This window comes from Actinokineospora sp. NBRC 105648, assembly GCF_030269645.1.
Classification (GTDB): Bacteria; Actinomycetota; Actinomycetes; order Mycobacteriales; family Pseudonocardiaceae; genus Actinokineospora.
Genome location: NZ_BSTR01000002.1, coordinates 382,269 through 407,971, shown reverse-complemented (window position 1 = coordinate 407,971; position 25,703 = coordinate 382,269). Strand labels below are relative to the sequence as shown.

At 73.1% G+C, this 25,703-nt stretch carries 20 protein-coding genes; 3 read left to right on the top strand and 17 right to left on the bottom strand.

Annotated features, from left to right (window positions below; translation table 11 throughout):
* Positions 1 to 118 precede the first annotated feature (118 nt).
* Positions 119 to 889, top strand: coding sequence for an SDR family oxidoreductase (locus tag QSK30_RS03090; RefSeq protein WP_285499323.1), 771 nt, complete (start codon positions 119 to 121; stop codon positions 887 to 889).
* A gap of 160 nt (positions 890 to 1,049) precedes the next feature.
* Here the strand turns inward: QSK30_RS03090 and QSK30_RS03085 are convergent, their stop codons facing one another.
* The 4 genes from QSK30_RS03085 to QSK30_RS03070 form a co-directional block, all read right to left on the bottom strand.
* Positions 1,050 to 1,724 carry a hypothetical protein gene (locus QSK30_RS03085; RefSeq protein ID WP_285499322.1) on the bottom strand — a complete coding sequence of 225 codons (675 nt, stop codon included), beginning with the start codon at positions 1,722 to 1,724 and terminating at the stop codon, positions 1,050 to 1,052.
* Between the two features lie 49 nt (positions 1,725 to 1,773).
* Positions 1,774 to 2,436 carry an acVLRF1 family peptidyl-tRNA hydrolase gene (locus QSK30_RS03080; protein ID WP_285499320.1) on the bottom strand — a complete coding sequence of 221 codons (663 nt, stop codon included), beginning with the start codon at positions 2,434 to 2,436 and terminating at the stop codon, positions 1,774 to 1,776.
* A gap of 51 nt (positions 2,437 to 2,487) precedes the next feature.
* Positions 2,488 to 5,340, bottom strand: a complete 2,853-nt coding sequence (locus tag QSK30_RS03075) for a S8 family serine peptidase (protein WP_285499319.1) — start codon at positions 5,338 to 5,340, stop codon at positions 2,488 to 2,490.
* 148 nt (positions 5,341 to 5,488) lie between these two features.
* Positions 5,489 to 7,042 (bottom strand): deoxyguanosinetriphosphate triphosphohydrolase family protein, encoded by a 1,554-nt coding sequence (locus QSK30_RS03070; RefSeq protein ID WP_285499317.1) that lies wholly within the window; start codon positions 7,040 to 7,042, stop codon positions 5,489 to 5,491.
* A gap of 40 nt (positions 7,043 to 7,082) precedes the next feature.
* Here QSK30_RS03070 and QSK30_RS03065 point away from each other — a divergent pair, with 40 nt between their 5' ends.
* Entirely contained in the window at positions 7,083 to 8,201 is a 1,119-nt protein-coding gene (locus tag QSK30_RS03065) for a lycopene cyclase family protein (protein ID WP_285499316.1), read from the top strand.
* A gap of 108 nt (positions 8,202 to 8,309) precedes the next feature.
* Positions 8,310 to 10,007, top strand: a complete 1,698-nt coding sequence (locus tag QSK30_RS03060) for an EAL domain-containing protein (RefSeq protein ID WP_285499315.1) — start codon at positions 8,310 to 8,312, stop codon at positions 10,005 to 10,007.
* 272 nt (positions 10,008 to 10,279) lie between these two features.
* On the opposite strand, the gene QSK30_RS03055 is transcribed toward QSK30_RS03060, so the two are convergent.
* From QSK30_RS03055 to QSK30_RS02995, 13 genes are all read right to left on the bottom strand, one after another.
* Positions 10,280 to 12,961: an ATP-binding protein gene (locus tag QSK30_RS03055; RefSeq protein WP_285499313.1), complete on the bottom strand. Its 2,682-nt coding sequence runs from the start codon at positions 12,959 to 12,961 to the stop codon at positions 10,280 to 10,282.
* 95 nt (positions 12,962 to 13,056) lie between these two features.
* Positions 13,057 to 15,186, bottom strand: coding sequence for a M4 family metallopeptidase (locus QSK30_RS03050; RefSeq protein WP_285499311.1), 2,130 nt, complete (start codon positions 15,184 to 15,186; stop codon positions 13,057 to 13,059).
* Positions 15,187 to 15,338: 152 nt separating this feature from the next.
* Positions 15,339 to 17,168, bottom strand: coding sequence for a glutamine--fructose-6-phosphate transaminase (isomerizing) (gene glmS, locus QSK30_RS03045; protein ID WP_285499309.1), 1,830 nt, complete (start codon positions 17,166 to 17,168; stop codon positions 15,339 to 15,341).
* A gap of 24 nt (positions 17,169 to 17,192) precedes the next feature.
* The gene (locus QSK30_RS03040; RefSeq protein WP_285499308.1) at positions 17,193 to 17,462 is read right to left on the bottom strand and encodes a hypothetical protein; all 270 of its coding nucleotides are present in this window, start codon (positions 17,460 to 17,462) and stop codon (positions 17,193 to 17,195) included.
* 60 nt (positions 17,463 to 17,522) lie between these two features.
* Positions 17,523 to 18,062 carry a G/U mismatch-specific DNA glycosylase gene (gene mug, locus QSK30_RS03035; protein ID WP_285499306.1) on the bottom strand — a complete coding sequence of 180 codons (540 nt, stop codon included), beginning with the start codon at positions 18,060 to 18,062 and terminating at the stop codon, positions 17,523 to 17,525.
* Between the two features lie 657 nt (positions 18,063 to 18,719).
* Positions 18,720 to 19,061, bottom strand: coding sequence for a metal-sulfur cluster assembly factor (locus QSK30_RS03030; RefSeq protein ID WP_285499372.1), 342 nt, complete (start codon positions 19,059 to 19,061; stop codon positions 18,720 to 18,722).
* Positions 19,062 to 19,399: 338 nt separating this feature from the next.
* Positions 19,400 to 19,843: a Fe-S cluster assembly sulfur transfer protein SufU gene (sufU, locus tag QSK30_RS03025; protein ID WP_285499305.1), complete on the bottom strand. Its 444-nt coding sequence runs from the start codon at positions 19,841 to 19,843 to the stop codon at positions 19,400 to 19,402.
* Positions 19,843 to 21,120, bottom strand: a complete 1,278-nt coding sequence (locus QSK30_RS03020; protein ID WP_285499303.1) for a cysteine desulfurase — start codon at positions 21,118 to 21,120, stop codon at positions 19,843 to 19,845. Before QSK30_RS03020 ends, sufU begins: the two co-directional genes overlap by 1 nt.
* Positions 21,121 to 21,171: 51 nt before the next feature.
* Positions 21,172 to 21,939, bottom strand: a complete 768-nt coding sequence (sufC, locus tag QSK30_RS03015) for a Fe-S cluster assembly ATPase SufC (RefSeq protein WP_285499301.1) — start codon at positions 21,937 to 21,939, stop codon at positions 21,172 to 21,174.
* A 65-nt stretch (positions 21,940 to 22,004) separates the two neighbouring features.
* On the bottom strand, positions 22,005 to 22,319 hold the full coding sequence (locus QSK30_RS03010) for a non-heme iron oxygenase ferredoxin subunit (protein ID WP_285499300.1): 315 nt from the start codon (positions 22,317 to 22,319) through the stop codon (positions 22,005 to 22,007).
* Positions 22,316 to 23,494 carry a Fe-S cluster assembly protein SufD gene (gene sufD / locus QSK30_RS03005; RefSeq protein ID WP_285499298.1) on the bottom strand — a complete coding sequence of 393 codons (1,179 nt, stop codon included), beginning with the start codon at positions 23,492 to 23,494 and terminating at the stop codon, positions 22,316 to 22,318. Before sufD ends, QSK30_RS03010 begins: the two co-directional genes overlap by 4 nt.
* Positions 23,495 to 24,940, bottom strand: a complete 1,446-nt coding sequence (gene sufB / locus QSK30_RS03000; RefSeq protein ID WP_285499296.1) for a Fe-S cluster assembly protein SufB — start codon at positions 24,938 to 24,940, stop codon at positions 23,495 to 23,497. It abuts the gene before it with no gap.
* Positions 24,937 to 25,689: a helix-turn-helix transcriptional regulator gene (locus tag QSK30_RS02995; RefSeq protein ID WP_285499294.1), complete on the bottom strand. Its 753-nt coding sequence runs from the start codon at positions 25,687 to 25,689 to the stop codon at positions 24,937 to 24,939. The genes sufB and QSK30_RS02995 overlap by 4 nt, the downstream gene beginning before the upstream one ends.
* Between the last annotated feature and the right edge of the window lie 14 nt (positions 25,690 to 25,703).

Sequence of the window (25,703 nt, the reverse complement as noted above, 5' to 3'; positions counted from 1 at the left end):
GACTCGCGAGCCCGCCTGCACATCAGTCGATGAGGACCACGCCGGTAAGTCTACCGGCGCCGCGCCACCGGGATTCGCCGCACTCGAAACTAAGCGGCCGCTTAGCTAGAGTCCCGGCATGACAGCAGCCGAGTTCGCCGGGAAGACCGCCCTCGTCACCGGCGCCAGCCGGGGCATCGGCCTGGCCATCGCCACCGAGCTGGCCCGCCGCGGCGCGGCGGTCGCCATCTCCTCGCGCAAGCAGTACCTGCTCGACGCCGCGGCCGAGGGGATCCGGGCCGCCGTGCCGGACGCCCGGGTGCTGCCGGTGGCGGGCAACACCGGCCGCGACGAGGACCGGGCCGAGGTCGTCGGCCGCGCGGTCGCCGAGCTGGGCGGGCTGGACGTGCTGGTCAACAACACCGGGATCAACCCGGTCTACGGCCCGCTGGTCGACGCCGACCTGGACGCGGTGCGCAAGACCTTCGACACCAACGTGGTGGCGGCGCTGGGCTTCGTGCAGCTGGCCCACCGGGCGTGGCTGGCCGAGCACGGCGGCGCTGTGATCAACATCGCCTCGGTGGCCGGGCTGCGGTCGACCGGGGTGATCGCGGCGTACGGGGCGAGCAAGGCGGCGCTGATCCGGCTGACCGAGGAGCTGGCCTGGCAGCTGGGGCCGCGGGTGCGGGTGAACGCGGTGGCGCCCGCGGTGGTGAAGACCAAGTTCGCCGAGGCGCTCTACACCGACCGCGAGGACGAGGCCGCGGCCGCCTACCCGATGAAGCGGCTGGGCACGCCGCAGGACGTCGCGGAGCTGGTGGCGTTCCTGGCCTCGGACCGGGCGGCCTGGATCACCGGGGAGACCGTGCGGGTGGACGGCGGCCTGCTGGCCACCGGCACCCTGGGCTGACCCGCGGGCGGGTCACAGCCGAAGGACACGCGCCACAGGATCACCCGCCCGCCGATCACTCCCCTGCCCGTCGCAGCTCGCTGCTGGTCGAGCCGTGACCTGGACCCGGCCGCGGTCCAGGTGGACCGCGGCCGGGTGGGTCGAGACCGACCTGGTCGGGTCAGCCGGTCGAGCTGGTGGGCGGGGCCTGGGTCGTGGAGCCCGACGTGCTCGGCTGGGGGTTCTGCTGGTTGGGGGGATTGGGCGGGTTCGGCTGGTTGCCCGGTCCGCCGCGCTGGTTGCCCTGGTCGCCGCGGCGGGGGCCGCGGTCGCCCTGGCGGTCGCCGGGGCCGCGCTGGTCCACCCGACCGCGCACGCCGGGGCCGCCCGGCTGGCCGCCGCGGCCCTGGTCGTAGCGGGCGTGGCCCGGCCCACCGTGGTTCGAGTGGCCGATGGCGAAGCCCGCGACACCGCCGACGATCAGCAGACCCGCCGCCACCAGGCTCGCCACCAGCAGGCTCACCGTGCGGCGCGGCCGAGGTGGGCCGGGCTGCGCGGGGACCTGCGGGGGCACCGGCGGCGGGCCGACGGGCGGCCCACCGGCGTGGGGCGGGGCAGCGGGGTCGCCCGTGTGCGGGGTGGCCGCACCGGTGCTCGGGGCGGTGGCGTACGGGTCACCGGCGGCGGTGGGATTCCCAGCGGCGGGGTTGCCCCCAGGGGGAGTGACTGCTGTGGGGGTGGCTGCGGTGGGGTTGCCCGCGGCGGGGGTGCCCGGGTGCTGGGTGGGAGCGTCGTGGCTCGACGGCAGCGGTTGCGTGGCCCGCGGGGTCTCGTCGGGCCGGGGTGTGTCGGTCATGTGCCCGAGTGTCCGCTTCCCACCTGTGGATGACCTGTGAACGCGCTGTTCAGGGATCCAGCACCGCGATCTCGACCGCGAACGCCCGCTCGGCGGCCTCGTCCAGCACCGTCCGGCGCGGCTCGGGCACGTCGAGCACTCGGGCCCGGGCGAGCGCGAGGACCGGCGCCAGCCGCCGGTCGGCGCGCAGGGTGTCCAGGGCGTGGCGGTCGCCGCCGAGGACAACCGCGTCCAGCTCGCCGACCAGCGGACCGAGCACCTCGGCGACGTCGTCGGCGGCCGCCGCCAGGGCCTGGCGCGCCTGGCCGTCGCGGCGTCGGGCGAAGCGCTGCTGCGACCAGCCGCCCGCCGCGCTGCGGCCGTGCACGTGGTGGCGGTCGGTGCGGGAGCGCACGACCTTCCCGGCCGCGGCCACGCCGACGCTGTGGCCGCCGAGCCGCACCAGGATCAGGCCGACCCGCCGTGGGATGGCCAGGTGCGCGACGAGCACCCGCACGTCCAGCCCGGACCGCTCCCCCGGTTCGACGTCCAGCGGCGGGAACGGCACCGACACGGTGGCGGTGGCGCCGTCGGTCGCGGTGACCACGACCTGGTCCGGGGTGAGAGCCGTGCGCACGACACCGCTGTGTCGGTCGGCGAAGCGGTCGAACCAGCCCGGCACGCGTTCGGCCGGGACCTCGACCACCCGGGCCTTCCCCGTGTTCTCGCCCACGCGGGAACGGTACGGCCGCCCGGCGCGCGAGCGCCGGACGGCCGTGTCCGATCAGTTCCCGGGAGGCGGGATCAGGTACCCGTTGACGTGCAGGGACACCGCCCGGATCGAGCCGGTGTCACCGCCCGCGGCGTCGACGAGCTTGACCTTCCAGTCGCCGTCGGCGACGACCGCGCCGAAGGCCGACAGCGCCCCGACCGGCCGCCAGGTGCCGGTGAACGGCGCGTTGGCCGAGCTCACCGAGGTGATCGACGCGGTGGCCGCGTCGTCGAAGACCACCTGGCAGAAGTTGTTGCCGCTGCCGCCGTTGCGGCTGAGCACCGTGGCGGTGGCCCCGCCCGGCGCGGTCACCGTGGCGACCAGGTCACCCACGAACGTGTGGTCCACGCCCACCGTGGTGGCACCGGTGGCGGTGCTGCACGTCGAGCCGTCGAAGGAGACGGTGACCTTCGAGGCCCGGCCGACCCCGCTGACCGGGATGGTGACCGAGGCGCCGAGCGGGTTGTTGTCCGGCACCGCGACCGGCGCGCCCGCGTAGGCGAAGTCCTGGACCACCGGCGAGGGCCTGCCCACCGGGACCGGGAACGACGCGTGCGTCGGCGAGGCCGCCGCGGCGAAGGTCACCCGGGCGTCGAGCACGACCGGGGTGCCCACCGGGTGGCTCAGCGGGACCTTGAGCGTGAAGGTCCGGCTGACGGTCTGTCCCTTCTGGACGGTGCCGTAGGACTGCGAGCGCGGCGTGATCACCACGTTGGCGGTGGGCGAGGTGAGCACGACGCTGGTGGACACCGCGTCGGCGTCGCCGGTGTTGGTCACCGGCAGGGTCACCGTGGCGGTGTCGCCCGGGTCGAGCAGGGTGCCGCTGTCGTTCGGCACGACGGTTGGGGTCTGGGCGAGCACCCGGGGCTGCGGGCTGGCGCCGGTGTAGGCGAGCACCCGGTCGGCGAGGACCACGCCCGCGCCGGTGCGGCCGTCGTGGCCCGCGGGGCCGAGGTCGACCGCGGTGTTCACCAGTGCCTCGCGGACCTCGGCGGGGTCGATGCCGGGGTTGCCGGAGAGCACGAGGCCCGCGATGGCGGCGGCGTGCGGCGCGGCGGCCGAGGTGCCGTAGAACGGCGCGAAACCGGGGACGCTGGTGTGCACGCCGTCGGCGGCGGTGATGTCGGGCTTGTGCCGGACCTCGCCGCCGGTGGCGCCGACGTTGCCCGGGGTGATCGGCCTGCCGTCGGCCTCGTAGAAGACCCGGCGGGGACCGTCGGAGGAGAACCGCTCGATCTTGGTGCCGGGGCCGAACGCGCCCGGGAACGGGCCAGCCGGGTTGGCCGGGTCACCGGGTTCGAGGTCGAACGGCAGCGCGGCCGCGGCCGGGGCGGCGGCGACGCTGAACGCCTTGCGGGCGGCCGAGTGCCCGACGGTCACGCCCGGGGTGCTGAACGCCTTGAGCCCGTCGCTGGAGTCCTCGAACCGGCTGCGCAGCGCGGAGAGCGACAGGTAGCGGTTCTGGCCGTAGAACTTCACCACGGCCAGCCGCAGGCCGGTCCCGCCGAACAGCGGGGTCTGCAGGATCTCGTACGGGTCCTGCCCGCCGTCCTGCACGTCCTGGCTGAAGGTGACCACGTTGCCCGCGCCGTCGAACAGGTAGAGGTCGTAGTCGTTGGCCGAGGCGCCCAGCGGGTCCGACCAGTGCAGGGTCACCGGCACCTGGGCCGAGGAGTCCCGGGAGATCGGCTCGAAGACCTGGGTGGTGGCCGAGGGGTCGAAGTCGTGCGCGGTGCCCGCGAACTTGCCGACGATGCGGCCGGAGTCGACGAAGTCGCCCTCCCAGTGCCCGCTGGTGCCGTCGCCGGTGTTGCCCTCGTTGCCCGCGGAGCTGAAGTACAGCGCGCCCGCGGCGGTGACCTCGTTGACCGCCTGGGCGATCAGCCCGTCCTGGAACGGCGACTCGACGAAGTAGAGCACGTCGTCGACGATGACGTCGCAGTGCAGGTCGGTGCGCAGGGCGCGGATGTTGTCGGCGAAGCTGGCCTCGCCGTTGAAGGCCGAGGCGAAGCCGAGCGCGGCGCCGGGGGCCAGGTCGTGCAGGATCTCGAGCATCGCGGTGCCCTCGTCGCCCTCACCCTCCTGGGTGGGCAGCACGTCGACGGCGGGCAGCTCGCCCGCGGCCTGCGAGACCGCGAGGGAGTCGACGCCGTCGGACAGGGCGCAGAGCTTGACCCCGACCCCGGTCACGCCGTACTCGGCGCGCGCGGTGTCGGCGTTGTGCGCGCGGTCGCCCTCGCTGGTGACGGCGGCGGAGCGGCCGCGCTCCTCGACCGCGGCCCGCACCTGGGCCTCGATCCGGGCCTGCTTCTGCTCCTTGGTCTCCGGCTTCGCCTGCGGCGCACCGGGTCCGCGCGGTGTGGCGGTGGCGGTGATCGCGCCGCGGGCGGCGTCGATCTTGCGCACGTCGCCGCGCCCGGCCAGACCGGTCACCGCGGTGAGCGGGACCTCGGCGCGCACCGAGCCGAGCCGGGTGGACACGGCGCGGATTCCCGCGCCCGCCTTGGTGAGCGCGCCGAGCAGGTCGTCGGAGACCTTGTCCACGGCGATGTCCACCAGGACGGTGCCACCCGCCGAGACCGCGACCCCGGTCTGCAGCCGGGGCGTCGCGGCGGCGGCGGAGCGGTCGCGGCGCACCCGCTGCTCCACCACCAGCTTGCTGTCTACTTTGGACTCAGCCTTGCCCTGCCCCTGTTTGAACCGCTGCAACGCGGCGATCTGGCGCGCCGCGTTGTCCTGCGCCGACACCGGCTGGGCGACCGGTGCCGCCTGCGCGGGCGCGACCAGGCCGAACACCAGCGCGAGCGCGGTGGCGCCCGCCGCGAGAGCGCGCGGTGGCAAGGATGATCGATCGGATGTACGCACGGGTCCTCCCCCGTTCGTGCGTGCCCCGACCCACGCCAACCGAGGCCGGGAGTTCTCCCGGCTCGGTCAACGTATGGTTCACACCACCGAGGGACTATCAGCCAACGGAGTGGTGATCACTAAGTAAGCAGTAACGCTCGGTATTTTCTTACAGCACGAACGCGTCCGACCAGAACTGTCCGATTCGGCCGGAGAGCGCCTCCAGCAGGGTGGCCGCCTGCCCGTCGGTCAGCGACGCCACGAAGTCGATCACCGCCCGGCCGCGCGCCAGTGCCAGCAGCGCCGAGGCCCCCTCGGGCCGTTCCCCGGTCGCCCCAACGAGAGTGTCCGGGTGCTCGGCGGCGAGCCGGGTGTACTCATCGGCGGCCAGCTCGACCAGGTCGTGCAGCCGCCGGGGCAGCCGGTCGGACTCGTAGCGGTCGCCGAGCCACTGCTCGAGGGCCTCGACCAACTGGGTGAGCAACCGGGCCTGACCGCGCTGGTAGAGCGCCAAGTCGGGGCGCAGCAGCACGAATCGGCGGTGCACGAACTTGAGGACCTGCACCTCGTGCCACTGCCGCTCGCCCAGCAGCACGTGCCCGGAGCGGGTCGGCGGGTCGGCGACCACGTGCACGCCCGCGACCAGCCGGGCGGTCCAGCCCGCGGAGAACCGGCGGAATGCCTGCTCGGCGTCGATCGAGCCGTCGAAGGGCACCGAGAGCAGGTCGTCCACCAGCTCGGCGCGCACCCGCGACACGGCCGCGGCGAAGGAGTCGTCGTCGACCATCCACGAGTCGCGCGCGTGCAGCCGCCTGCGCAGCCGCTCCAGCGACTGCCCCGGCCTGCGGCCCGCGGCCAGGTCCTCGTCGTCGAGCTTGGCGAACTCGGCCCGGTCGGTCTCCCACTGGCCCAGCTCGGCCGAGACCGGAGCGTGCTGCAGCACCCCGATCCGGTGGAAGTCCTCCAGGTCGTGGATGGCGTAGGCGATGTCGTCGGCGTTGTCCATCACCGAGGCCTCGACGGTCTGCTGCCAGGGCTCGACCAGCCCGGCGAACGGCTCGCGCGCGCCGAACAGGTCGTCGAGCTCGGTGACGTAGGCGGAGAACTTGCTCGACCCGGTGCCCGGCGCGTCCGGCGGCTCCGCGGCCCCGCGCGGCGGGTCGGGGAGCTCCCGCGGGTGCGGCACCGGGTGCGAGAGCCGCGTCCACGGGTACTTCAGCACCGCCGCGCGCACCGCCGCGGTGAGGTCGAGACCGGCGGCGCGCGGACCGCGGGTGTCGGTGGTGGTGATGATCCGGAAGCTCTGCGCGTTGCCCTCGAAGCCGTCGGGCAGGCCGAACCGGTGCCGTGCCAGCCGGTCGAGCACCTGTTCGCCGAGGTGCCCGAACGGCGGGTGGCCCAGGTCGTGGGCCAGCGCGGCGGCCTCCACCACGTCCGGGTCGCAGCCGCCCAGCGCGGCGAGCACCGGCGCGGCGGCCGGGTCGGCGGCCAGCCGCTCGGCGATCGCGCGGGCGACCTGGGCCACCTTGAGGCTGTGCGTGAGCCGGTTGTGCAGCAGACCGGAGCCGCTGGCGCTCACCACCTGCGTCACACCGCCCAACCGGGCGAAGAACGGTGAGGCGACCACGCGGTCCCGGTCGGCGCGGAACGGGCGGGCGGCGAGGTCGGCGGCGCCCACGCCGCCGTCGCGTCGGGCGGCCCGCGGCAGGAGGTGATCGGACATGGGGCGAGCCTAGGCCGCCCGGGCGTGCTGGGATCTGGGCATGGACGTCGTCGTCATCGGAGCGGGCCCAGCCGGGTGGGCGGTGGCCGACGCCTGCGCGCGGGCGGGCCTGGCGACGACGGTGGTTGCCCCGGACCCCTACGCCCCGTGGCCCGCGACCTACGGGCTGTGGGCCGACCAGTGCGCGGCGCTGCCCGCCGGGGCGAGCGCGATCCACGCGACGGCGGTGCACGCGGCGGGCCGGGAGGTCCGACGCGGGTACGCGGTGCTGGACAACGCCTCCGTGCTCGCCGCCTACGCCACCGGCCCCGCCACAGCGGTGGCGGACCTGGTGGTCGGGGCTGGTTTCGGGCCACGCGGGGCGACCGTCGAACTGGCCTCGGGCAGGCGGCTGGCGTGCGCGGTGGTGATCGACGCCTGCGGGCAGAGCCGGGTCGCCTCCGGTGGTCCGGCCGCAGGGCCGCGGATCGAGCAGACGGCCTACGGGATGGTGCTGCGCCCGGAGGACGCCGCCCGGCTGGTCCGACCGGGGACCGCGGTGTTCATGGACTGGGCGAGCCCGCCGACCTTCCTCTACGCCGTCCCGCTGCCGGGCGACCGGGTGCTGGTCGAGGAGACCTCGCTGGCCGCGCGCCCCGGGATGAGCTGGGCGCGGCTGGCCGAACGGCTGGCGGAGCGGCTGGGCGAGCCGGTCGTGCCGCTGGCGGTGGAGCGGGTGCGGTTCGCGGTCGACCTGCGCGCGACGCCCCGCCTGCACCGGGGCTCGGTGCCCTTCGGCGCGGCGGCCGGGATGGTCCACCCGGCGACCGGATACAGCGTCGGCGACTCGCTGGCCACCGCCCCCGCGGTCGCCCGAGCCCTGGCCGACGCCTGGCCGCGCGGCCCACGGGCGGCCGCGGACGCGGGCCGGGCGGCGGTGTGGAGCCCCGCCGCGCGCACCGTGCACCAGATGCGGTTGCGCGGGCTGCACGCGTTGCTGGCGCTGCCGCCGGAGCACCTGCCGGAGTTCTTCGGGGCGTTCTTCGACCTGCCCGACGAGCAGCAGCACGCCTACCTGAGCGGCCGGGAGGACGTGCGCGGCACGGCCCAGGCGATGCTGGCGATCTTCCGCGCCGCGCCGTGGGGAATTCGCTTGAAGCTCGCCACTTCTCGCCAATAACCACCGGGATGACCGCCGTACGCACTGGCCCCGTTATCCCGAACACACCTTGATGAACAGATGGTGACCAGCCATCACGGAATCGTGGGGACCAGGCACGATGGCGGGGTGACCGTCGCACCGGACGTCAGCTTCGCCTTCCAACCGATGCTCAGCACCCGAACCGGTGAACTCATAGCGGTCGAGGCGCTCGCGCGCCCCCAGGCCGGTGGGATCTACGACCTGCTGCGCGCCGCGGGCAAGGCGGGCAGGCTGGTCGAGACCGACATCTCCCTGGCCAGCCGGGCCGTGCTCGCCGCGCCACGACACCAGCCACCGGTCCCCGTGCACGTCAACATCGTCGCGGCCACCGCCACCACCCCCGACGACCTGATGCGCTTCCTGCGGCCCGCGCTGGCGCAGACCGGCCGCGGCCCGCAGGACATCGTGCTGGAGATCACCCCGCCGTTCAGCCGGGTGCACCGCGCCGAGCTGATCCGCGGCCTGGGCACCCTGCGCGACAACGGGTTCCGAATCGCCTTCGACGCCGTCGGCGACGGCGACCTGCCGCTCTCGCTGCTCGCCGACGTCGGCCCGGACCTGGTCAAGATCGACGCGCACCTGATCGAGGGGCTGCCCGACGACGTGGCCGCGCTCGCCGTGGTCGAGTGCCTGGCCCAGTACTGCACCCGCACCGGCACCCGGCTCGGCGCGGTCGGCGTCGAGTCCGAGGAGCAGCTGCTCTGCCTCAACCGGCTCGGCGTCCGGCTGGCCCAGGGCAACCTGCTGGCCAGGGAGAGCCGCGGCGGCGGGATCGCGCTGCCGCTGCCCCGACCGGTGGCCGAGATCATCGAGCTCAACGCCACCACCGGCGCGTCCTCGATCCCGCTGGTGTCGGACTTCCTGCGGCCCGCCACGGTGATGTCCACCGAGACCACCGCCGAGGACGTCCGGGACACCTTCGCGGGCAACCCCACGATCAGCGGGATCGTGCTGGTCGACGCCGAGGGCAGGCCGACGCACAGCCTGCAGCGCAGCCGGTTCCTGCTCGCGGTCACCGGCCTCTACGGCCACGCGCTCAACGCCCGCAAGCCCGCCGCCCGGCACGCCGACCTGCCGCGCACCATCCGCGCGGACGCGACCTGCCTGCAACTGCTCGACCTGGTCGGCGACACCGAGTGGGACCACCACGGCGACGAGATCGTGGTCGTCGACGCCGACCGCGCCTGCGTGGGCGTGGCCCGGCTCTCCGAGGTCGTGCGCGGGGTCGCCGAGGCCAAGATCGAGCAGGCGGCGGCGCTGAACCCGCTCACCCGGCTGCCGGGCAGCGAGACCGTCGACCGCGAGATCGACCGCCGGATCGAGCGCGCCGAGATGTTCGTGGTGGCCTGGCTGGACGTGGACGCGTTCAAGTCGGTCAACGACACGGTCGGCTTCGCCGCGGGCGACGACCTGATCCGGCACATCGGCCGGGCGCTGTCCGACGCCGAGCGCGAGCTGCCGGGCACCCGGGTGGCCCACGTGGGCGGCGACGACTTCCTGGTCGTGGCCGACCTCGACGAGATCACCAACCTGGCGGCGCGGCTGGTCGACCGGCAGTGGGTCACCGACGGGATGGCGGTCAGCGTGTCGCTGGCGTCGCTGGTCTGCGGGGTCGGCTCGGTGACGTCCTACCGCGACGCCTCCCGACTGCTGGCCCCGCTCAAGCGGGAGGCCAAGGCGGTACCGGGGTCGAGCTGGGTGCTGGGCAGACCGGGCACCGACCGGTTCGAGGTCCTGCGCGGCCACGGCCTCCGGCACCACCCGCAACACGCCAGGGTCAGCTAGCCGGGTCCGATGTGGACGCGGGCAAGAGCACTTCCCTGTCCTCTCCTCCGTTCCTGTCCTCGCCTCCATTCCTCACCTCCGCTCTTGCCCTCTCCTCCGTTGCCGGCTCTTGTCCTTTGGTCTTCGTCCTCTTGGTCTCCGTCCGCCAATCCCCTCCGCCAAACTTTCATTATCTTGATAGCTAATAATTCAAGTCCGATAATGCAGTCAGGAAAAGTCTTCTCCCTGGGAACAGCGCGAAGAGGACTACCGGCTCGCCAGGCTCCGGGAGGTCAGGGCGTGAGGTCGGCGCGGTTGCGGACGCCAAGCTTGCGGTAGAGCCGGGTCAGGTTGGCCTCCACCGCCTTCACTGACAGGTGCAGCGCGGTCGCGATCTGGCGGTTGGTGGCCCCCTCGCGCAGCTGGGCCAGCAACTGCTCCTCCAGTTCGGACAGCGGCGCGTCTGCGGTGTCCAATTTGGACAGTTCGGCCTCGGTGCGCTCGATCCACGGCAGACACCCGGTGGCCGCGAACCGGCGCAGGGCCTCGCGGAGCGCCTCGCGGGCGGCGGCCCGCCTGCGCGCCCGGCGTTCCAGCACGCCCAGGGTGAACCAGGCGCGGGCGGGTTCGAGCGGGTACGGGTGCGCGTCGGGGAGCCGCGCGCGCAGCGTGTCCGCGGCGCCGCGGACGTCACCGGTCACCGCCGTCAACACGGCCTCCGCGCGGTCCAGGCCGAGGGTGACCACCGTCCGGTTCTGCGTCCGGGTGCGCTCGCGGGCGTCGCGCAGCACCTCGGCCGCCCGCTCCGCGCTGCCCGACCAGGCCAGCGCCTCGGCCAGGTCGGCGTCGACGAAGAACTGCGCCGGGTCGGTGTACCCGTTGTCCCGCAACGTCCGCAGGCAGTCCCCCAGGAAGACCGCCGCGGCGGCGTAGTCGCCGCGGATCAGCTCGATCCGGCCGCGCAGGCCGGTCGCGTAGGCCAGCCACTCGCCGTCGCGGGCCTGCGCGTCGGCCGCGACCGCGGTCTCCAGCAGGCTCGCGGCCTCGGCCAGGCTACCGGTGTTCATCTCCGCGATCGCGCGCATGGTCAGGCCGACCCCGGGGTGCTGGTCGACGTCGGCCCGCAGCTGGGCGCCCAGCAGCGCGGTCCGCCGCACGTCGGCGCAGCGGCCGGTGCGCTCGTAGGCGGCGGTGAGCGAGTACAGCACGGTGATCAGGTCGCGGATCCGGCCCGCCGCCTCGGTCTGGTGCCGCATCCGCTCCAGCAGGTCGACCGCGCGCAGGGTCTCGCCGCGGCGCAGGCTCATCACCGCGAGGTACATCCGGGCGAAGACCACCGTCTCCGACAGCGGCTGCCCGCTGGTCAGCCGCTCCAGCCGGGCCAGCAGGTCCGACTCCACCCCGGGCCCGGCGGTGGCGCTGAACGGGATCCGGATCTGCAGCGAGCGGATCGCCAGCGTGGGGTCGTCGGCCCGGCCCGCCAGCCGGTCGGCCTCGTCGAGCTGCACCTGGGCCTCGGCGATGTGCCCCAGGTGGGTGTTCAGCTCGGCCCGGCGCAGCAGCACCGAGGTGCGCAGCGTCGGGTCGTCGCCCGCGTCGGCGTCGATCTCGTCCAGCAGCCCGGCGAAGCGCAGGATGTCCCGGCCGGCCAGGTCGAAGAGCAGCAGCCGGGCCCAGGCCCGGGTCGGCCCGGTCGCGGTGCGCTCGACGGCGCGGCACAGCTCGGCGGCGGTCGCGGTGAGCCCGGCCTCGGTGGCCGCCCGGGCGGCGGCGAGCAGCCGGTCGGCCCGCGGCCCCGGCGCCGGGGTCCGGTGCGCGGCCAGGCGCAGCAGGTCGGCGGCGGTCCCCGGGGCACCGCGGGCGATCGCCAGCGTGGCGGCCTCGACCAGCTCGGCTGCGATGGGCGCGTCCGGCCTGCCGGTGGCCAGCGCGCGGTGCCTGGCCCGCTCGATCCGGTCGGTCACCAGCTCGGCCATCCGGGCGTGCGCGGCGCACCGCTGCCGGGGCGTGGCCGCCGCGGCCACGATCTCGCCGAGCAGCGGGTGGCTGAACCGCAGCGCGCCGTCCCGGTCGGCCACCAGCACCCCGGCCCGCTGCGCGGCGGCCAGGCCGGGGTCGCCCAGCGGCACCAGGTCCAGGCCGGGCCGGATCGCCACGGTCACCAGCCGGAGCACGTCCCAGGCGGCCTCGGGCAGGTCGGCGAGCCGGTCGCTGACCAGCTCGCGCAGCCGCCCCGGCACCGGCAGCGGGTCGTCCGCGGCGACCGAGCCGCCGTGCCGGACCAGCGCCCGGCCCAGTTCCAGGGCGTAGAACGGGTTCCCGCCGCTGGCCTGGGCCACCCGGGCGATGGTCTCCGCGGGCAGTTCGCCGTCGAGCCGGGTGCGCACCAGTTCGGCCACCGCGGCGTCCTCGATGCCGGGGACCTCGATCTCCAGCACCGGCGCGGGCACGAGGTCGGCGCGCTCGGGGGCGCCATCGGTCCGCTCGGCCACCAGCACCCGCACCGGGTGCCCGGCGAGCCTGCGCGCGGCGAAGGCGAGCACCTGCGCGCTGGCCGGGTCCAGCCACTGCGCGTCGTCGACCACCAGCAGCACCGGCTCGCGGGCGGCGAGCGCGCGCACCAGGTCGACCACCGCCAGCCGCAGGGCCAGCGGGTCGACCGGGTGTTCGGGAGCCGCGCGCAGCAGCGCGGTGTCCAGCGCGGCCCGCAGGTGCGGGGCCAGCGTGGTCGCGGGTTCGCCGAGCACCTTGGCGAACAGGTCGAACAGCGCGACGTGCGGCAGGTCGCGGTCGGCGGCGGCCGGGCAGGTGCGCAGCACGAGGTCGATCCCGGAGTCGGCGACCAGCGTGTCCAGCAGCAGCGACTTGCCGATGCCCGCGGGCCCGTACAGCAGCACACCGGTGCCCTCCGCGAGCGCGGCCCGGCACCGGGTGACCACCTGGTCCCGGCCGAGGGCCGGGACGACTCCCGCCATAACTGGGAAACCTACTCGCCCGGGCGGACAGTCGGAGCCCCACGCGGTCCCGCCACCCTCCCGGCGGTGTCGCCCGCCGGGAGGGTGCGGGGCCGTCAGCCGAGGCTGACGTCGTCGAGCAGGAAGTTGGTCGCCAGGTAGGCGTCCTCAACCCCGGAGAACCGCAGGGTCACCGTCTGGCCGCGGTAGGCGGACAGGTCCAGGCTGCGCTGCACGTACGAGGTGCCCGCGTTCGCGTTGGAGTAGGTGACCCGGGTGGTGCCGTTGACCTGCACGCGCAGCACGTCGTACGCGGTGCTCCCGGTCTCGGCGGTGGTGATCTTCAACCAGTACCGCAGCGTGGGCGCCGCGGTGTTCGGCACGGTGACCCGCTGGCTGATCGCCTCGCTGGCGGTGGCGCCGTTGCCGAGCAGCCAGGCGTAGTAGGAGCCCGACCGCGGCGCCTGCTGGGTGCTGTTGGTGACCACGGCCGACTCGCTCCAGCCCGACTGCCCCGACTCGAAGCCGCCGTTGGTGATCGCGTTGCCGCTCGGCGGGTTGGTGGTCGTGGTGGGCGGGTTCGAGGTGGTCGGGTTGCCCGAGGTGGTGCTGGTCGGGCGGGTGGTGCTGGTGGTGGGCGGCGGCAGGGCGGTGCCGACGCTGACCGCGGCCCACGCGACGCTGACGAGGTAGCGCTCCTGGCTGCCGGTGCCGTAGAGGTCCGCGGCGGCCTGCAGGGTCGCGGTGCGCGCCCCGGCGTAGTTGGTCGTCGAGGTCATGTACGTGCTCAGCGCCCGGTAGAAGACCGCCGCCGCCTTGTCCCGGCCGATGCCCGCGAACGTGGTGCTGTTGCAGGTGCCGCCGGTGTGCGACAGACCGCCGATGGTCTTGCTACCGGTGCCCTCGGAGGCCAGGTAGAACCAACGGTTGCCGATGCCCGAGGAGTAGTGCACGTCGACCTGGCCCGCGGTGCTGCGCCAGCAGCCGAGGCTGTTGCCGTCGGCGGCGGGGTTGTCCATCCGGCGGAAGTAGCCGCTGGGCATGCGCAGCTTCTCGCCGATGTAGTAGTCGGCCGGGTCGCTGGCGTTGTTCGCGGAGAACTCGACCATGGTGCCGAAGATGTCGCTGGCGGACTCGTTGAGGCCGCCGGACTCCCCGGAGTAGTTGAGGTTGGCCGTGGCGGCGGTGACGCCGTGGGTCATCTCGTGGCCGACCACGTCGATCTGGGTCAGCGGGGTGTTCTGGTTGGTGGAGCTGCCGTCGCCGAAGACCATGCAGAAGCAGCTGTCGTCGTAGAAGGCGTTGAGCAGGCCCGATCCGATGTGGACGTACATCGTGTGGCCCTGGCCGTTGTTGCGGATGCCGTTGCGGCCGTAGGTGTTCTTGTAGAAGTCCCAGGTCTTGGCCAGGCCGTAGTAGGCGTCCACCGCGATGGTCTGGCGGTTGCTGAGCTGGCCGTTGCCCCACACGTTGTCGGCGTCGGTGTAGGCGGTGGCGCGCGCGGACGGGCTGTTCTCCGAGCCGCCGTTGCCGTCGAGCACCCGGGTGTTGCCGCGGGTGGTGTCGGTCAGCGTGTAGCCGCCGGAGGCGCTGCTGGTGCTGATGTCGACCGTGCCGACGTGGTAGCCGTTGCCGGTCGCGCGGTGGCGCTTCTCGTAGCGGTCGAGCAGTCCACCGGTGCTCGCGTCGGTGACCACGACCTCCGCGCCGCCGCCCTCGACGGTGGTGCGGTAGGCCAGCACGGGCTTGCGGTTGACCGCGTAGACGACCAGCTCGGGCTTGGCCGCGCCGGTCTTGTTCTCCTCGGTCAGCGCCGGGGCCGCGGCCGCCGCGCTCACCGCGGCGATCTTGGGCGTGACCGACGGGACGTCGATCCGCTCGGTGGTCGCCTTGTCGATGGTGGCGATCCGGCCGTCGGCGGCCCGGTGCACGACCAGGTCACCGCCGACCACGGGCAGCTTGTCGAAGGTGCGGTCGTAGCGGACGTGCCGGGTGCCGTCCTGGTCGACGACCACGTCCTTGGCGACCAGCTTCTCCTTGCCGCCCAGCCCGAGGGCCTGGGCGGTAGCGGCTGCCTCGCCGCTCGCCCGGTCCAGCTCGGCCGAGCGCTGCTGCGGCGTCAGTGCCCTCGCACCGCGCGCGGACTGCTCTTGGGCGGCACCGGCCTGGGTCACGGTCACCCCGATGACCACACCCAGCACGGTGACCGCGGCGGTCGCGACGGCGACCACCCTCTTTCGTGACATCTCGTGTCCTCCACCCGGCCCGGGCAGGGGAACCAGCAGTCCACGATGGAGTGAAACCGTGGTTGTCGGGCCGTGCGGCGAAACTAAGAGTCACCTTGTTTAAACTGAATACACCGCGACCAAGGCAAGGGTTGGTCAAGGGTCCGCAAAGGTCACTCCACAGTGACGCTCTTGGCCAGGTTGCGCGGCTTGTCGATGTCGCGGCCCAGCTCGGCGGCGATGTGGTAGGCCAGCAGCTGCAGCGGGACGGTCAGCAGGATCGGGTCCAGCTCCGGCTCACCGCGCGGCACCCGCAGCACCTCGTCGGCGAGGCCGGCGGGCAGCTCGGCGTTGGTCACCGCGATCACCGGGCCGCCGCGGGCCTTGATCTGCTCGATGGTGCCGATGTTCTTGGCCAGCAGGTCGTCGTCGGGCACGAGCACCACGCTGGGCATGTCGGCGTCGATCAGCGCGAGCGGGCCGTGCTTGAGCTCGGCCGCCTGGTAGGCCTCGGCGTGCACGTAGGAGATCTCCTTGAGCTTCTGCGCCCCCTCCCGGGCCACCGGCCAGCCGCGCACCCGCCCCAGGAAGAACATGTGCCGCGCGTGCGCGTAGCGCTTGGCGACCTCGCGGACCCGCTCGTCGTCGGCCAGCACCTCCTCGATGCGCTCGGGCAGCGCGCGCAACCCGGTCACCACGCGCAGACCCGCGGCCGCGCTGAGGTCGCGGACCCGGCCCAGCAGCAGGGCGAGCATCGCGAACGAGACGGTCATGTTGGTCAGCGCCTTGGTCGAGGCCACCGAGACCTCCGGGCCGGCGTGCAGGAACACCCCGCTGCCGCACTCGCGGGCGATCGCGCTGCCCACGACGTTGACCGCGCCGATCACCCGGCCGCCCTTGCGCCGCAGCTCCTGCACGGCGGCCAGGGTGTCCAGTGTCTCGCCGGACTGGCTGATCGCCACGTAGAGGGTGTCCGGGTCGACGACCGGGTCGCGGTAGCGGAACTCCGAGGCGGGCTCGGCATCGGCCGGGATCCGGGCGAGCTCCTCGACCAGCGTCGCGCCCATCTGGCCCGCGTAGTAGGCCGAACCGCAGCCGAGGAACTTGACCCGGCGCACCGCGCGCAGCGCCATCGGGTCCAGCCCGAGGCCACCGAGGTGGGCGGTGGCGAACCGGTCGTCGAGCCGACCGCGCAGGGCGCGCGCGACCGCCTCGGGCTGCTCGGCCATCTCCTTGCGCATGAAGTCGCTGTGGCCGCCGAGCTCGTAGTCGTCGGCGGCCAGCTCGACCGTGGTCGGCTCCTTGCTGGTGCGCCGGGCCTCCAGGGTGGAGGTCCGGTAGCCGCCGGGGTGGACCGTCGCCAGCTCGCCGTCGTCGAGGAAGACGACCCGCTGGGTGTGGTGCACCAGCGCGGCGACGTCGGAGGCGACGAACATCTCGCCGTCGCCGACACCCAGCACGATCGGGCTGCCGTTGCGGGCCACGACCAGCTCGTCCGGGCGGGTCCGGTCGAGCACGACGAGCCCGTAGGTCCCCTCGACGTGGCGCAGCGCGGCGCGCACGGCGTCCTCCAGGGAGTCGGCGGCGGCCAGCTCGGCGGCGATCATGTGGGCGAGCGCCTCGGTGTCGGTCTCGGACACCAGCTCGACGCCGCGGGCGGTGAGCCGGGCGCGCAGCTGCTCGGCGTTCTCGATGATCCCGTTGTGCACCACAGCGATCCGCCCCTCGGTGTCGAGGTGCGGGTGGGCGTTGCGGTCCGAGGGCTCACCGTGGGTGGCCCACCGGGTGTGCGCGATCCCGACCGTCGCGGGGTTCGGCGGCGACTCGGCGAGCCGGTCGCGCAGGTCGCGCACCCGTCCCGCGGTCTTGGTGACCCCGACCTTGCCCCGGCGCAGCACGGCGACCCCGGCGGAGTCGTAGCCGCGGTACTCGAGCCGGTGCAGGCCCTCCACGAGCACGGGGGTGGCCTCGCGCGTCCCGGTGTAACCGACGATCCCGCACATTGGCAGGGCTCCTTCACTGGCTGGCTAGCCGTAGACGACGCGGCGCAGCTGGCGCTCGCTCAGGACCGGCGCGGCCACCGGCCGGGCGGCCAGCTCCTCGGCGAGCACCGCCCAGATCGCCGCGTTGCGGTGGTGACCGCGCCGCAGCTCGGCGTGCCTGCGGCGGACGTAGGACTCGACCGGCTCACTGAAGTACGCGACCACGTCGGCCACGACCCGCGCCGCGACGGCCGGTGGCAGCCCGGTGGTCCCGGCGACGTGCCGGACGAGGTCCGGCGGAGGTGACTCGGTCACACCAGACACTGGCACCCGGGGACCGGGGGTGCAACATCCCTGCCCGGAATCGGGCAGGAATCAGACGGAGTCGGCCAGGATCTTGAACTCAGCGGCCAGCGCGGCGAGTTGGTAGTGCGCGTTGAGGCCGCTGGGATTGGGCAGCACCCACACCCGCGCGGACTCGATCAGCTCCGCCTGCGCGCCGACGACGGCCTTGGGGCAGGCGAACGCGGTCCGGTAGGCGGTGACCCCGACGATCGCGACGACCTCGGGTTCGTGGGTGGCCACCAGCCGGCGGAGCCGGGCGCCGCCCGCGGTCAGCTCATCCGCGCCGAGCTCGTCGGCCCGGGCGGTGGCCCGCGCCACGAGGTTGGTGACCCCGAGACCGAAGGAGGGCAGGAGGTCCTGCTCGTGCGGGAAGAGCTGCCGGGGGGTGAACCCGGAGAGGTGGAGCGCCGGCCAGAAGCGGTTGCCCGGCCGGGCGAAGTGGTGACCGGTGGCGCCGGAGTAGAGGCCCGGGTTGATGCCGCAGAAGAGCACGCGAAGACCGGGGCCGATCACATCGGGGATGGTGCTGTCCTGGGCGGCGGCGAGCTCGTCACGAGTGGGTCGGGGCACGCTCCCATGGGAACAGAAGTCGATCACCACCGCCACCGACGAAGGTGCGGGTCGACGCCGGAACAAACCGACCGCGCTGCTTTTCGGGACCGCCCGCCGGTGCGCCGTTCACCGCGGATCGAGCCTTCGGTGGTTGATTTTCCCTTGGGGTGGAAGGGTTTTGTCCGGCGCGACCCTTGGGAGCGCTCCACCGGGCCGCGCCTCCTCCGGAGGTCGTTGCGCTTGTCGTTCTTTTTCTCGACCTTCTGACGACTGCACATTATCTTGATAATAAATAGTGATAGGAGGATAATGCGATCGAGAGGTGGAGAGGTGGAGAGGTGGAGAGGTGGAGAGGTGGAGAGGTGGAGAGGTGGAGAGGTGGAGAGGTGGAGAGGTGGAGAGGTGGAGAGGTGGAGAGGTGGAGAGGTGGAGAGGTGGAGAGGTGGAGAGCCGGAGAGGTGGAGAGCCGGAGAGCCGGAGAGGTGGAGAGCCGGAGAGCCGGAGAGCCGGAGAGCCGGAGAGCCGGAGAGCCGGAGAGCCGGAGAGCCGGAGAGCCGGAGAGCCGGGCAGGTGGAGCCCGGGTGCAGTGGAACCGGAGACGCGCGGCGGCCCCGACCGGTGGGGCTGGTCGGGGCCGTCGCGGACTTCGTGGGCTGGGTGCCCTGGTGCTGGGTGCTAGACGGTGAAGCCGAGGGCGCGGAGCTGCTCGCGGCCGTCGTCGGTGATCTTCTCGGGGCCCCACGGGGGCATCCAGACCCAGTTGATCCGGAAGTCGTCCACCAGGCCGCCGCTGGTGAGGGCGGTGCGGGTCTGGTCCTCGATCACGTCGGTCAGCGGGCAGGCCGCCGAGGTCAGCGTCATGTCGATCGTCGCGGTGTTGTCCGCCTCGACCCGGATGTCGTAGACCAGGCCGAGGTCGACGACGTTGATGCCGAGCTCGGGGTCGACTACGTCGCGCATGGCCTCCTCGAGGTCGTCGAGGCTGGGGAGGTCGGCGCGGGGGGCCTGGTCGGTCATGCCCGCGGCGCCGCGCTGGACCTCGGTGGAGTCGGCCGGACCGGCGGGCTGCGCCGAGTCCGCGGGCGCGGCCGCGCCGGCAGACTGCGCCGACTCGGCGGGCACGACCGAGTCAGCGAGCGACTCGGTGGGCTGCGCCGAACCGGTGGGCGTGGCCGGAGTGGGCTCGGCCGCGCCGGGCTGGGCCGGGGCGGCCTTGTCCACTGCCTCGTCCGAGGCCGCGGCCGCGGTGGGCTCGGCGGCGGTCGGCTCGGCGGGGTCGGGGGTCCCGGTCGGCTGGGGCCCGCCGACAGCTCGATCGGCCTCGGCCACGGTGCCGCGCTGGGCGGATTCCTCGCTCATGTCGTCTCTCCTCCGGCGCGGGCGACCGCGTCCTTGAAAGCCATCCAGCCCAGCAGCGCGCACTTCACGCGCGCCGGGTACTTGGCCACGCCCGCGAAGGCGATGCCGTCCTCCAGCACGTCCTCGTCCGGCTCGACCGCGCCGCGGCCCTGCATCAGCTCGACGAACGCGTCGAGCTTGGTGAAGGCCTCCGCCACCGAGCGGCCGACGACCAGGTCGGTCAGCACCGACGTGGACGCCTGGCTGATCGAGCAGCCCTGCCCGTCGTAGGAGACGTCGGCGACCTGGTCGCCGACCAGCCGGACGCGCAGCGTCACCTCGTCGCCGCAGGTCGGGTTGACCTGGAAGGACTCGGCGTCGTACGGGTCGCGCAGGCCGCGGCCGTGCGGGTTCTTGTAGTGGTCCAGGATGATCTCCTGGTACATCTGCTGCAGCTGCATCACGCCACCCCGAAGAACCGCTTCGTCTCCCGCACACCGGCCAGGAAGGTGTCCACCTCGGACAGGTCGTTGTACAGGTAGAAGCTCGCCCGCACCGACGCCGGGACGCCGAGCCTGCGGTGCAGCGGCCACGCGCAGTGGTGGCCGACCCGGACGGCGATGCCCTGGTCGTCGAGGACCTGGCCGACGTCGTGCGGGTGGATCCCGTCCACCACGAAGGACACCGCTCCCCCGCGCGCGTGCCCGTCGACCGGCCCGAGCACCCGGATCCCCGGGATCTCGGCCAGCCCGTCGAGGGCGGCGACGGTGAGCAGGTGCTCGTGCGCGGCGATCCGGTCGGTGCCGACCACCGACAGGTAGTCCACGGCCGCGCCCAGCGCCACCGCCTGCGAGGTCATCGGGGTGCCCGCCTCGAACCGCTGCGGCGGGGCCGCGAACGTCGTGCGGGTCATATCGACCATCTCGATCATCGACCCGCCGGTGAGGAACGGCGGCATCGCGGCGAGCAGCTCGCGGCGGCCGTAGAGCACGCCGAGGCCGTACGGGCCGAGCATCTTGTGGCTGGAGAACACCGCGAAGTCCACGCCCAGCGCCCGCAGGTCGACCGCGGAGTGCGGCACCGACTGGCAGGCGTCGAGCACGGTCAGCGCGCCGACCTGGCGGGCCCTGGTCACCAGCGGCTCGACCGGGTTGACCGTGCCGAGCACGTTGGACTGGTGGGTGAACGCCACCACCTTGGTCTGGGCGTTGATCAGACCGTCCACATCGGACAGGTCCAGCCTGCCGTCGTCGGTGACGCCGAACCAGCGCAGGGTCGCCCCGGTGCGCAGCGCGAGCTGCTGCCAGGGCACCAGGTTGGCGTGGTGCTCCATCTCGGTGACCACGATCTCGTCGCCGGGACCGAGCACGAACCGGGCCGACTCGGGCCCGGCGGTCGAGGCGTTGCCCATCGCGTAGGCGACGAGGTTGATCCCCTCGGTGGCGTTCTTGGTGAACACCAGCTCGTCCGGGTCGGAGCCGACGAACGCGGCGATCCGGGCCCGGGCCGACTCGTAGGCGTCGGTGGCCTCCTCGGCCAGCTGGTGCGCGCCGCGGTGCACGGCCGCGTTGTGCTGCTCCAGGAACTCGCGCTCGGCGTCGATCACCTGCCGGGGCCGCTGCGCGGTGGCCCCGGAGTCCAGGTACACCAGCGGCTTGCCCTCGCGCACGGTGCGGCCGAGGATCGGGAAGTCGGCGCGCAGCGCGGCGACGTCCAGCGGAGCGGTCACGGCAGTCACCTGACCGGCACCCCCTTCATGGGTTGAGAGTCCTCTACCAGTGCGACGCGGTCAGACGCCCGCTGCTTCCGCGCCCGCGTACTTCACGTAGCCCTCGGCCTCGAGCACGTCGGCCAGCTCGGGGCCGCCGGACTCGACGATCCGCCCGCCCGCGAACACGTGCACGAAGTCGGGCTTGATGTGGCGCAGGATGCGCGTGTAGTGCGTGATCAGCAGGACACCGGCCTCGCCGGAGGCCTTGAACCGGTTGACCCCGTCGGAGACCACGCGCAGCGCGTCCACGTCGAGGCCGGAGTCGGTCTCGTCCAGGATGGCGATCTTCGGGTTGAGCAGCGCCAGCTGGAGGATCTCGTGCCGCTTCTTCTCACCGCCGGAGAAGCCCTCGTTGACGCTGCGCTCGGCGAAGGCGGGGTCCATGTCCAGCTCCTTCATCGACTCCTTCACCTCCTTGACCCAGGTGCGCAGCTTCGGCGCCTCGCCGCGGACCGCGGTGGCCGCCGTGCGCAGGAAGTTCGACGTGGACACGCCGGGGACCTCGACCGGGTACTGCATGGCCAGGAACAGGCCCGCGCGGGCGCGCTCGTCCACGCTCATCGCCAGCACGTCCTCGCCGTCGAGGGTGATCGAGCCGGAGGTCACCTCGTACTTGGGGTGCCCGGCGACCGCGTAGGACAGCGTCGACTTGCCGGACCCGTTCGGGCCCATGATCGCGTGCGTCTCCCCTGCCCGGACGGTCAGGTCGACGCCGGAGAGGATCTCCTTGGCGCCGTCGTCGGTCGCGACCGAGACGTGCAGGTCCTTGATCTCCAGGGTGGCCATGGTGGTTCTTCTCCTGTGGTGCGGGAAGTCGGTGCGGGAAGTCGACTCAGGTGGTTCAGACGGGTTCAGTTCAGGGTGCGGGTGACGTCGACCAGGACGTCGTCGCCGTCGACGGTCACCGGGTAGACGGCGACCGGCTCGGTGGCGGGCGGCGAGGAGGGGGCGCCGGTGCGCAGGTCGAAGCACGACCCGTGCAGCCAGCACTCCAGGCCCTTGCGGGTCAGCTCCCCCTCCGACAGCGACAGGGTGGCGTGCGTGCACTCGTCGCGCAGCGCGTGCACCTGCCCGCCCTGGCGCACCAGCACCACGGCGACGTCGTCGACCTCGACGGCGAACGGCTTGCCGTCGTCCAGGTCGGACAGGGCGCACGCGCGGGTCATACGCCGACGGCTTCCAGTTCGGCCTCGATCGCGGCCTCCAGGCGCTCGCGCACCTCGGGGACCTGGATCTTCATCAGCAGCTCGTGGAAGAAGCCGCGCACGACCAGCCTGCGCGCCTGGTCCTCGGGGATGCCCCTGGCCTGCAGGTAGAACAGCTGCTCGTCGTCGAACCGGCCGGTGGCGCTGGCGTGGCCCGCGCCCGCGATCTCGCCGGTCTCGATCTCCAGGTTCGGCACCGAGTCGGCGCGCGAGCCGTCGGTGAGCAGGAGGTTCCGGTTGAGCTCGTAGGTCTGCGTGCCCTCGGCGGCGGCCCGGATCAGCACGTCGCCGATCCAGACGGTGTGCGCGCCCTCGCCCTGCAGCGCGCCCTTGTAGACCACGTTGGACGTGCAGTTGGGCACGGCGTGGTCGACGAAGGTGCGGTGCTCGAAGTGCTGCCCCGCGTCGGCGAAGTAGAGCCCGTTGAGCTCCACCTCCCCGCCCCGGTCGGCGAACGCCGCGGTCGGCGAGACCCGGACGAGGTCGCCGCCGAGGGTGACCACGGTGTGCCGCAGCAGCGCGTCGCGGCCGATCCTGGCGTGCTGGGCCGAGACGTGCACCGCGTCGTCGGCCCAGTCCTGGATGGACACCACGGTGAGCTTCGCGCCGTCGGCGAGCACGAACTCCACGTTGTCGGCGTACACGCCCGACCCGCGGTGGTCGAGCACGACGACGGCCTCGGAGTACAGCTCCGCGCGGATCTGCAGGTGCCCGTAGGCGACCTTGCCCGCGCCCGGACCGGTCACCGTGACCAGGACGGGGGCGGGCGAGCGGACCTCCGCGGCCACGGTGAGCACGGTGGCCTCGGTGAACGAGCTGTACGCCTGGGCCGCGACCCGGTCGGCGGGCACGCCGCCCGCGCCGAGCCGGGGGTCGGTGCGGGGCACCGACTCCGCGGTGACCTCGGCGGGCGCGTCGACCACGACCGAGACCGACCCGGTGGCGGCCGCGCCGGTGTGCAACCCGGCGAGCCGCTTCATCGGGGTGAAGCGCCAGATCTCCTCCCGACCGGACGGGACCTCGAAGGCCCCGACGTCGTAGGAGGTGAACCACTCGGCCCGGGAGGACTCCGGGACCACGGCCCCGTGCGAGTGGGACTTGTCCCGCTGGACGGCGGGCTGTGCAGACGCGGTCATTTAACCGACCGCTCCTTCCATCTGGAGCTCGATGAGGCGGTTGAGTTCGAGCGCGTACTCCATGGGCAGCTCGCGCGCGATGGGCTCGACGAACCCGCGCACGATCATGGCCATCGCCTCGTCCTCGGTCAGGCCGCGCGACATCAGGTAGAACAGCTGGTCGTCGCTGACCTTGGAGACCGTCGCCTCGTGCCCCATGGACACGTCGTCCTCGCGGATGTCGACGTAGGGGTAGGTGTCCGAGCGGCTGATCGTGTCGACCAGCAGCGCGTCGCACTTGACCGTGGACTTCGAGTGGTGCGCCCGCTTGTTGACCTGGACCAGGCCGCGGTAGGAGGTGCGGCCACCGCCGCGGGCCACCGACTTGGAGATGATCGTCGAGGACGTGTGCGGTGCCATGTGCACCATCTTGGCGCCCGCGTCCTGGTGCTGGCCCTCGCCGGCGAAGGCGATCGAGAGGACCTCGCCCTTGGCGTACTCGCCCATCAGGAACACGGCCGGGTACTTCATGGTCACCTTGGAGCCGATGTTGCCGTCGACCCACTCCATGGTGGCGCCCGCCTCGGCCTTGGCCCGCTTGGTGACCAGGTTGTAGACGTTGTTCGACCAGTTCTGGATGGTCGTGTAGCGGCAGCGGCCGCCCTTCTTGACCACGATCTCCACGACCGCCGAGTGCAGCGAGTCCGAGGAGTAGATCGGCGCGGTGCAGCCCTCGACGTAGTGCACGTAGGCACCCTCGTCGACGATGATCAGCGTGCGCTCGAACTGGCCCATGTTCTCGGTGTTGATCCGGAAGTAGGCCTGCAGCGGGATCTCGACGTGCACGCCCTTGGGGACGTAGATGAACGAGCCGCCCGACCACACGGCGCCGTTGAGCGCGGAGAACTTGTTGTCCCCGTGCGGGATCACCGAGCCGTAGTACTCCTCGAACAGCTCCGGGTGCTCCTTGAGCGCGGTGTCGGTGTCGAGGAAGATGACACCCTGCTTCTCGAGCTCCTCGTTGATCTTGTGGTAGACCACCTCGGACTCGTACTGCGCCGCGACACCGGAGACCAGGCGGGCCTTCTCGGCCTCCGGGATGCCCAGCTTGTCGTAGGTGTTCTTGATGTCCTCGGGCAGGTCCTCCCAGGACTGGGCCTGCTTCTCGGTGGAGCGCACGAAGTACTTGATGTTGTCGAAGTCGATCCCCGAGAGGTCCGAGCCCCAGGTGGGCATCGGCTTGCGGTCGAACAGGCGCAGGGCCTTGAGGCGGGACTCGAGCATCCACTCGGGTTCGCTCTTCTTGGCCGAGATGTCCCTGACCACGGCCTCGGACAACCCGCGCTGGGCGGTGGCACCCGCGGCGTCGGTGTCCGACCAGCCGTACTCGTATCGCCCGAGCGTCGCCAGGGTCTCGTCCTGGGTGAGCTGGGGTGTGGTGGTTCGCTGCTCGGCAGCGGCAGTCATAGGGACTTCCCTCCATCCGGAACATGTCGTGCCTCGGTGCCGGTGCCCTCGGCGGACGGCACGTGCGTGGTGCACGCCGCGTCCCCGCGGGCGATCGTGGCCAGCCGTTGCACATGGGTGCCCAAGAGCTCGGCGAACGCCGCGGTCTCGACCTCGCACAGCTGGGGGAACTCCGCCGCGACGTGCGCCACCGGGCAGTGGTGCTGGCAGAGCTGCTCCCCCGAACCGACGCTGCGGGTCGAGGCGGCGTACCCCTCGCTGCTCAGGGCGACGGCCAGGGCCTTCGCCCGCAGCGCGGGGTCTCCCGGCGCGGTGACCGCGTCCCGGTGCCGGTCGACCAACGTGGCCACCCGGCGCTCGGCGAACGCGCGCACCGCCTGCTCCCCCCCGCTCTCGGCGAGGAAGCGCAGCGCGGCGATCGCGAGGTCGTCGTAGGCGTGCCCGAACCGCGACCGACCGGCCTCGGTGAGCAGGAAGAGCTTCGCCGGCCGTCCGCGGCCCCGGCTGCCGAGGCGCGGGGCGTCACGGGTGTACGCCTCCCCGTCGGCGACCAGTGCGTCCAAGTGCCTGCGGACGGCGGTGGGGCTCAGGCCCAGCGCCTCGGCGATCGCGACCGCCGTGACCGGTCCCCGCTCCAGCAGCAGCCTGGCCACGCCCTGGCGGGTGCGGCCGTCGGCCTGCTGCCCGGCCGCGGCGGGACCGGTGACGGTCTCCTCCGGGGTCCGCGGAGCGGGGGCGGTCTTTTTCACAACACAAGTGTGTC

Coding starts and splice junctions, on each gene's coding strand:
- QSK30_RS03090 (WP_285499323.1), top strand. CDS start 119: ATGACAGCAGCCGAGTTCGCCGGGAAGACCGCCCTCGTCACCGGCGCC.
- QSK30_RS03085 (WP_285499322.1), bottom strand. CDS start 1,724: ATGACCGACACACCCCGGCCCGACGAGACCCCGCGGGCCACGCAACCG.
- QSK30_RS03070 (WP_285499317.1), bottom strand. CDS start 7,042: ATGTCCGATCACCTCCTGCCGCGGGCCGCCCGACGCGACGGCGGCGTG.
- QSK30_RS03065 (WP_285499316.1), top strand. CDS start 7,083: ATGGACGTCGTCGTCATCGGAGCGGGCCCAGCCGGGTGGGCGGTGGCC.
- QSK30_RS03055 (WP_285499313.1), bottom strand. CDS start 12,961: ATGGCGGGAGTCGTCCCGGCCCTCGGCCGGGACCAGGTGGTCACCCGG.
- QSK30_RS03050 (WP_285499311.1), bottom strand. CDS start 15,186: ATGTCACGAAAGAGGGTGGTCGCCGTCGCGACCGCCGCGGTCACCGTG.
- glmS (WP_285499309.1), bottom strand. CDS start 17,168: ATGTGCGGGATCGTCGGTTACACCGGGACGCGCGAGGCCACCCCCGTG.
- QSK30_RS03030 (WP_285499372.1), bottom strand. CDS start 19,061: ATGACCGACCAGGCCCCCCGCGCCGACCTCCCCAGCCTCGACGACCTC.
- sufU (WP_285499305.1), bottom strand. CDS start 19,843: ATGCAGCTGCAGCAGATGTACCAGGAGATCATCCTGGACCACTACAAG.
- sufC (WP_285499301.1), bottom strand. CDS start 21,939: ATGGCCACCCTGGAGATCAAGGACCTGCACGTCTCGGTCGCGACCGAC.
- QSK30_RS03010 (WP_285499300.1), bottom strand. CDS start 22,319: ATGACCCGCGCGTGCGCCCTGTCCGACCTGGACGACGGCAAGCCGTTC.
- sufD (WP_285499298.1), bottom strand. CDS start 23,494: ATGACCGCGTCTGCACAGCCCGCCGTCCAGCGGGACAAGTCCCACTCG.
- sufB (WP_285499296.1), bottom strand. CDS start 24,940: ATGACTGCCGCTGCCGAGCAGCGAACCACCACACCCCAGCTCACCCAG.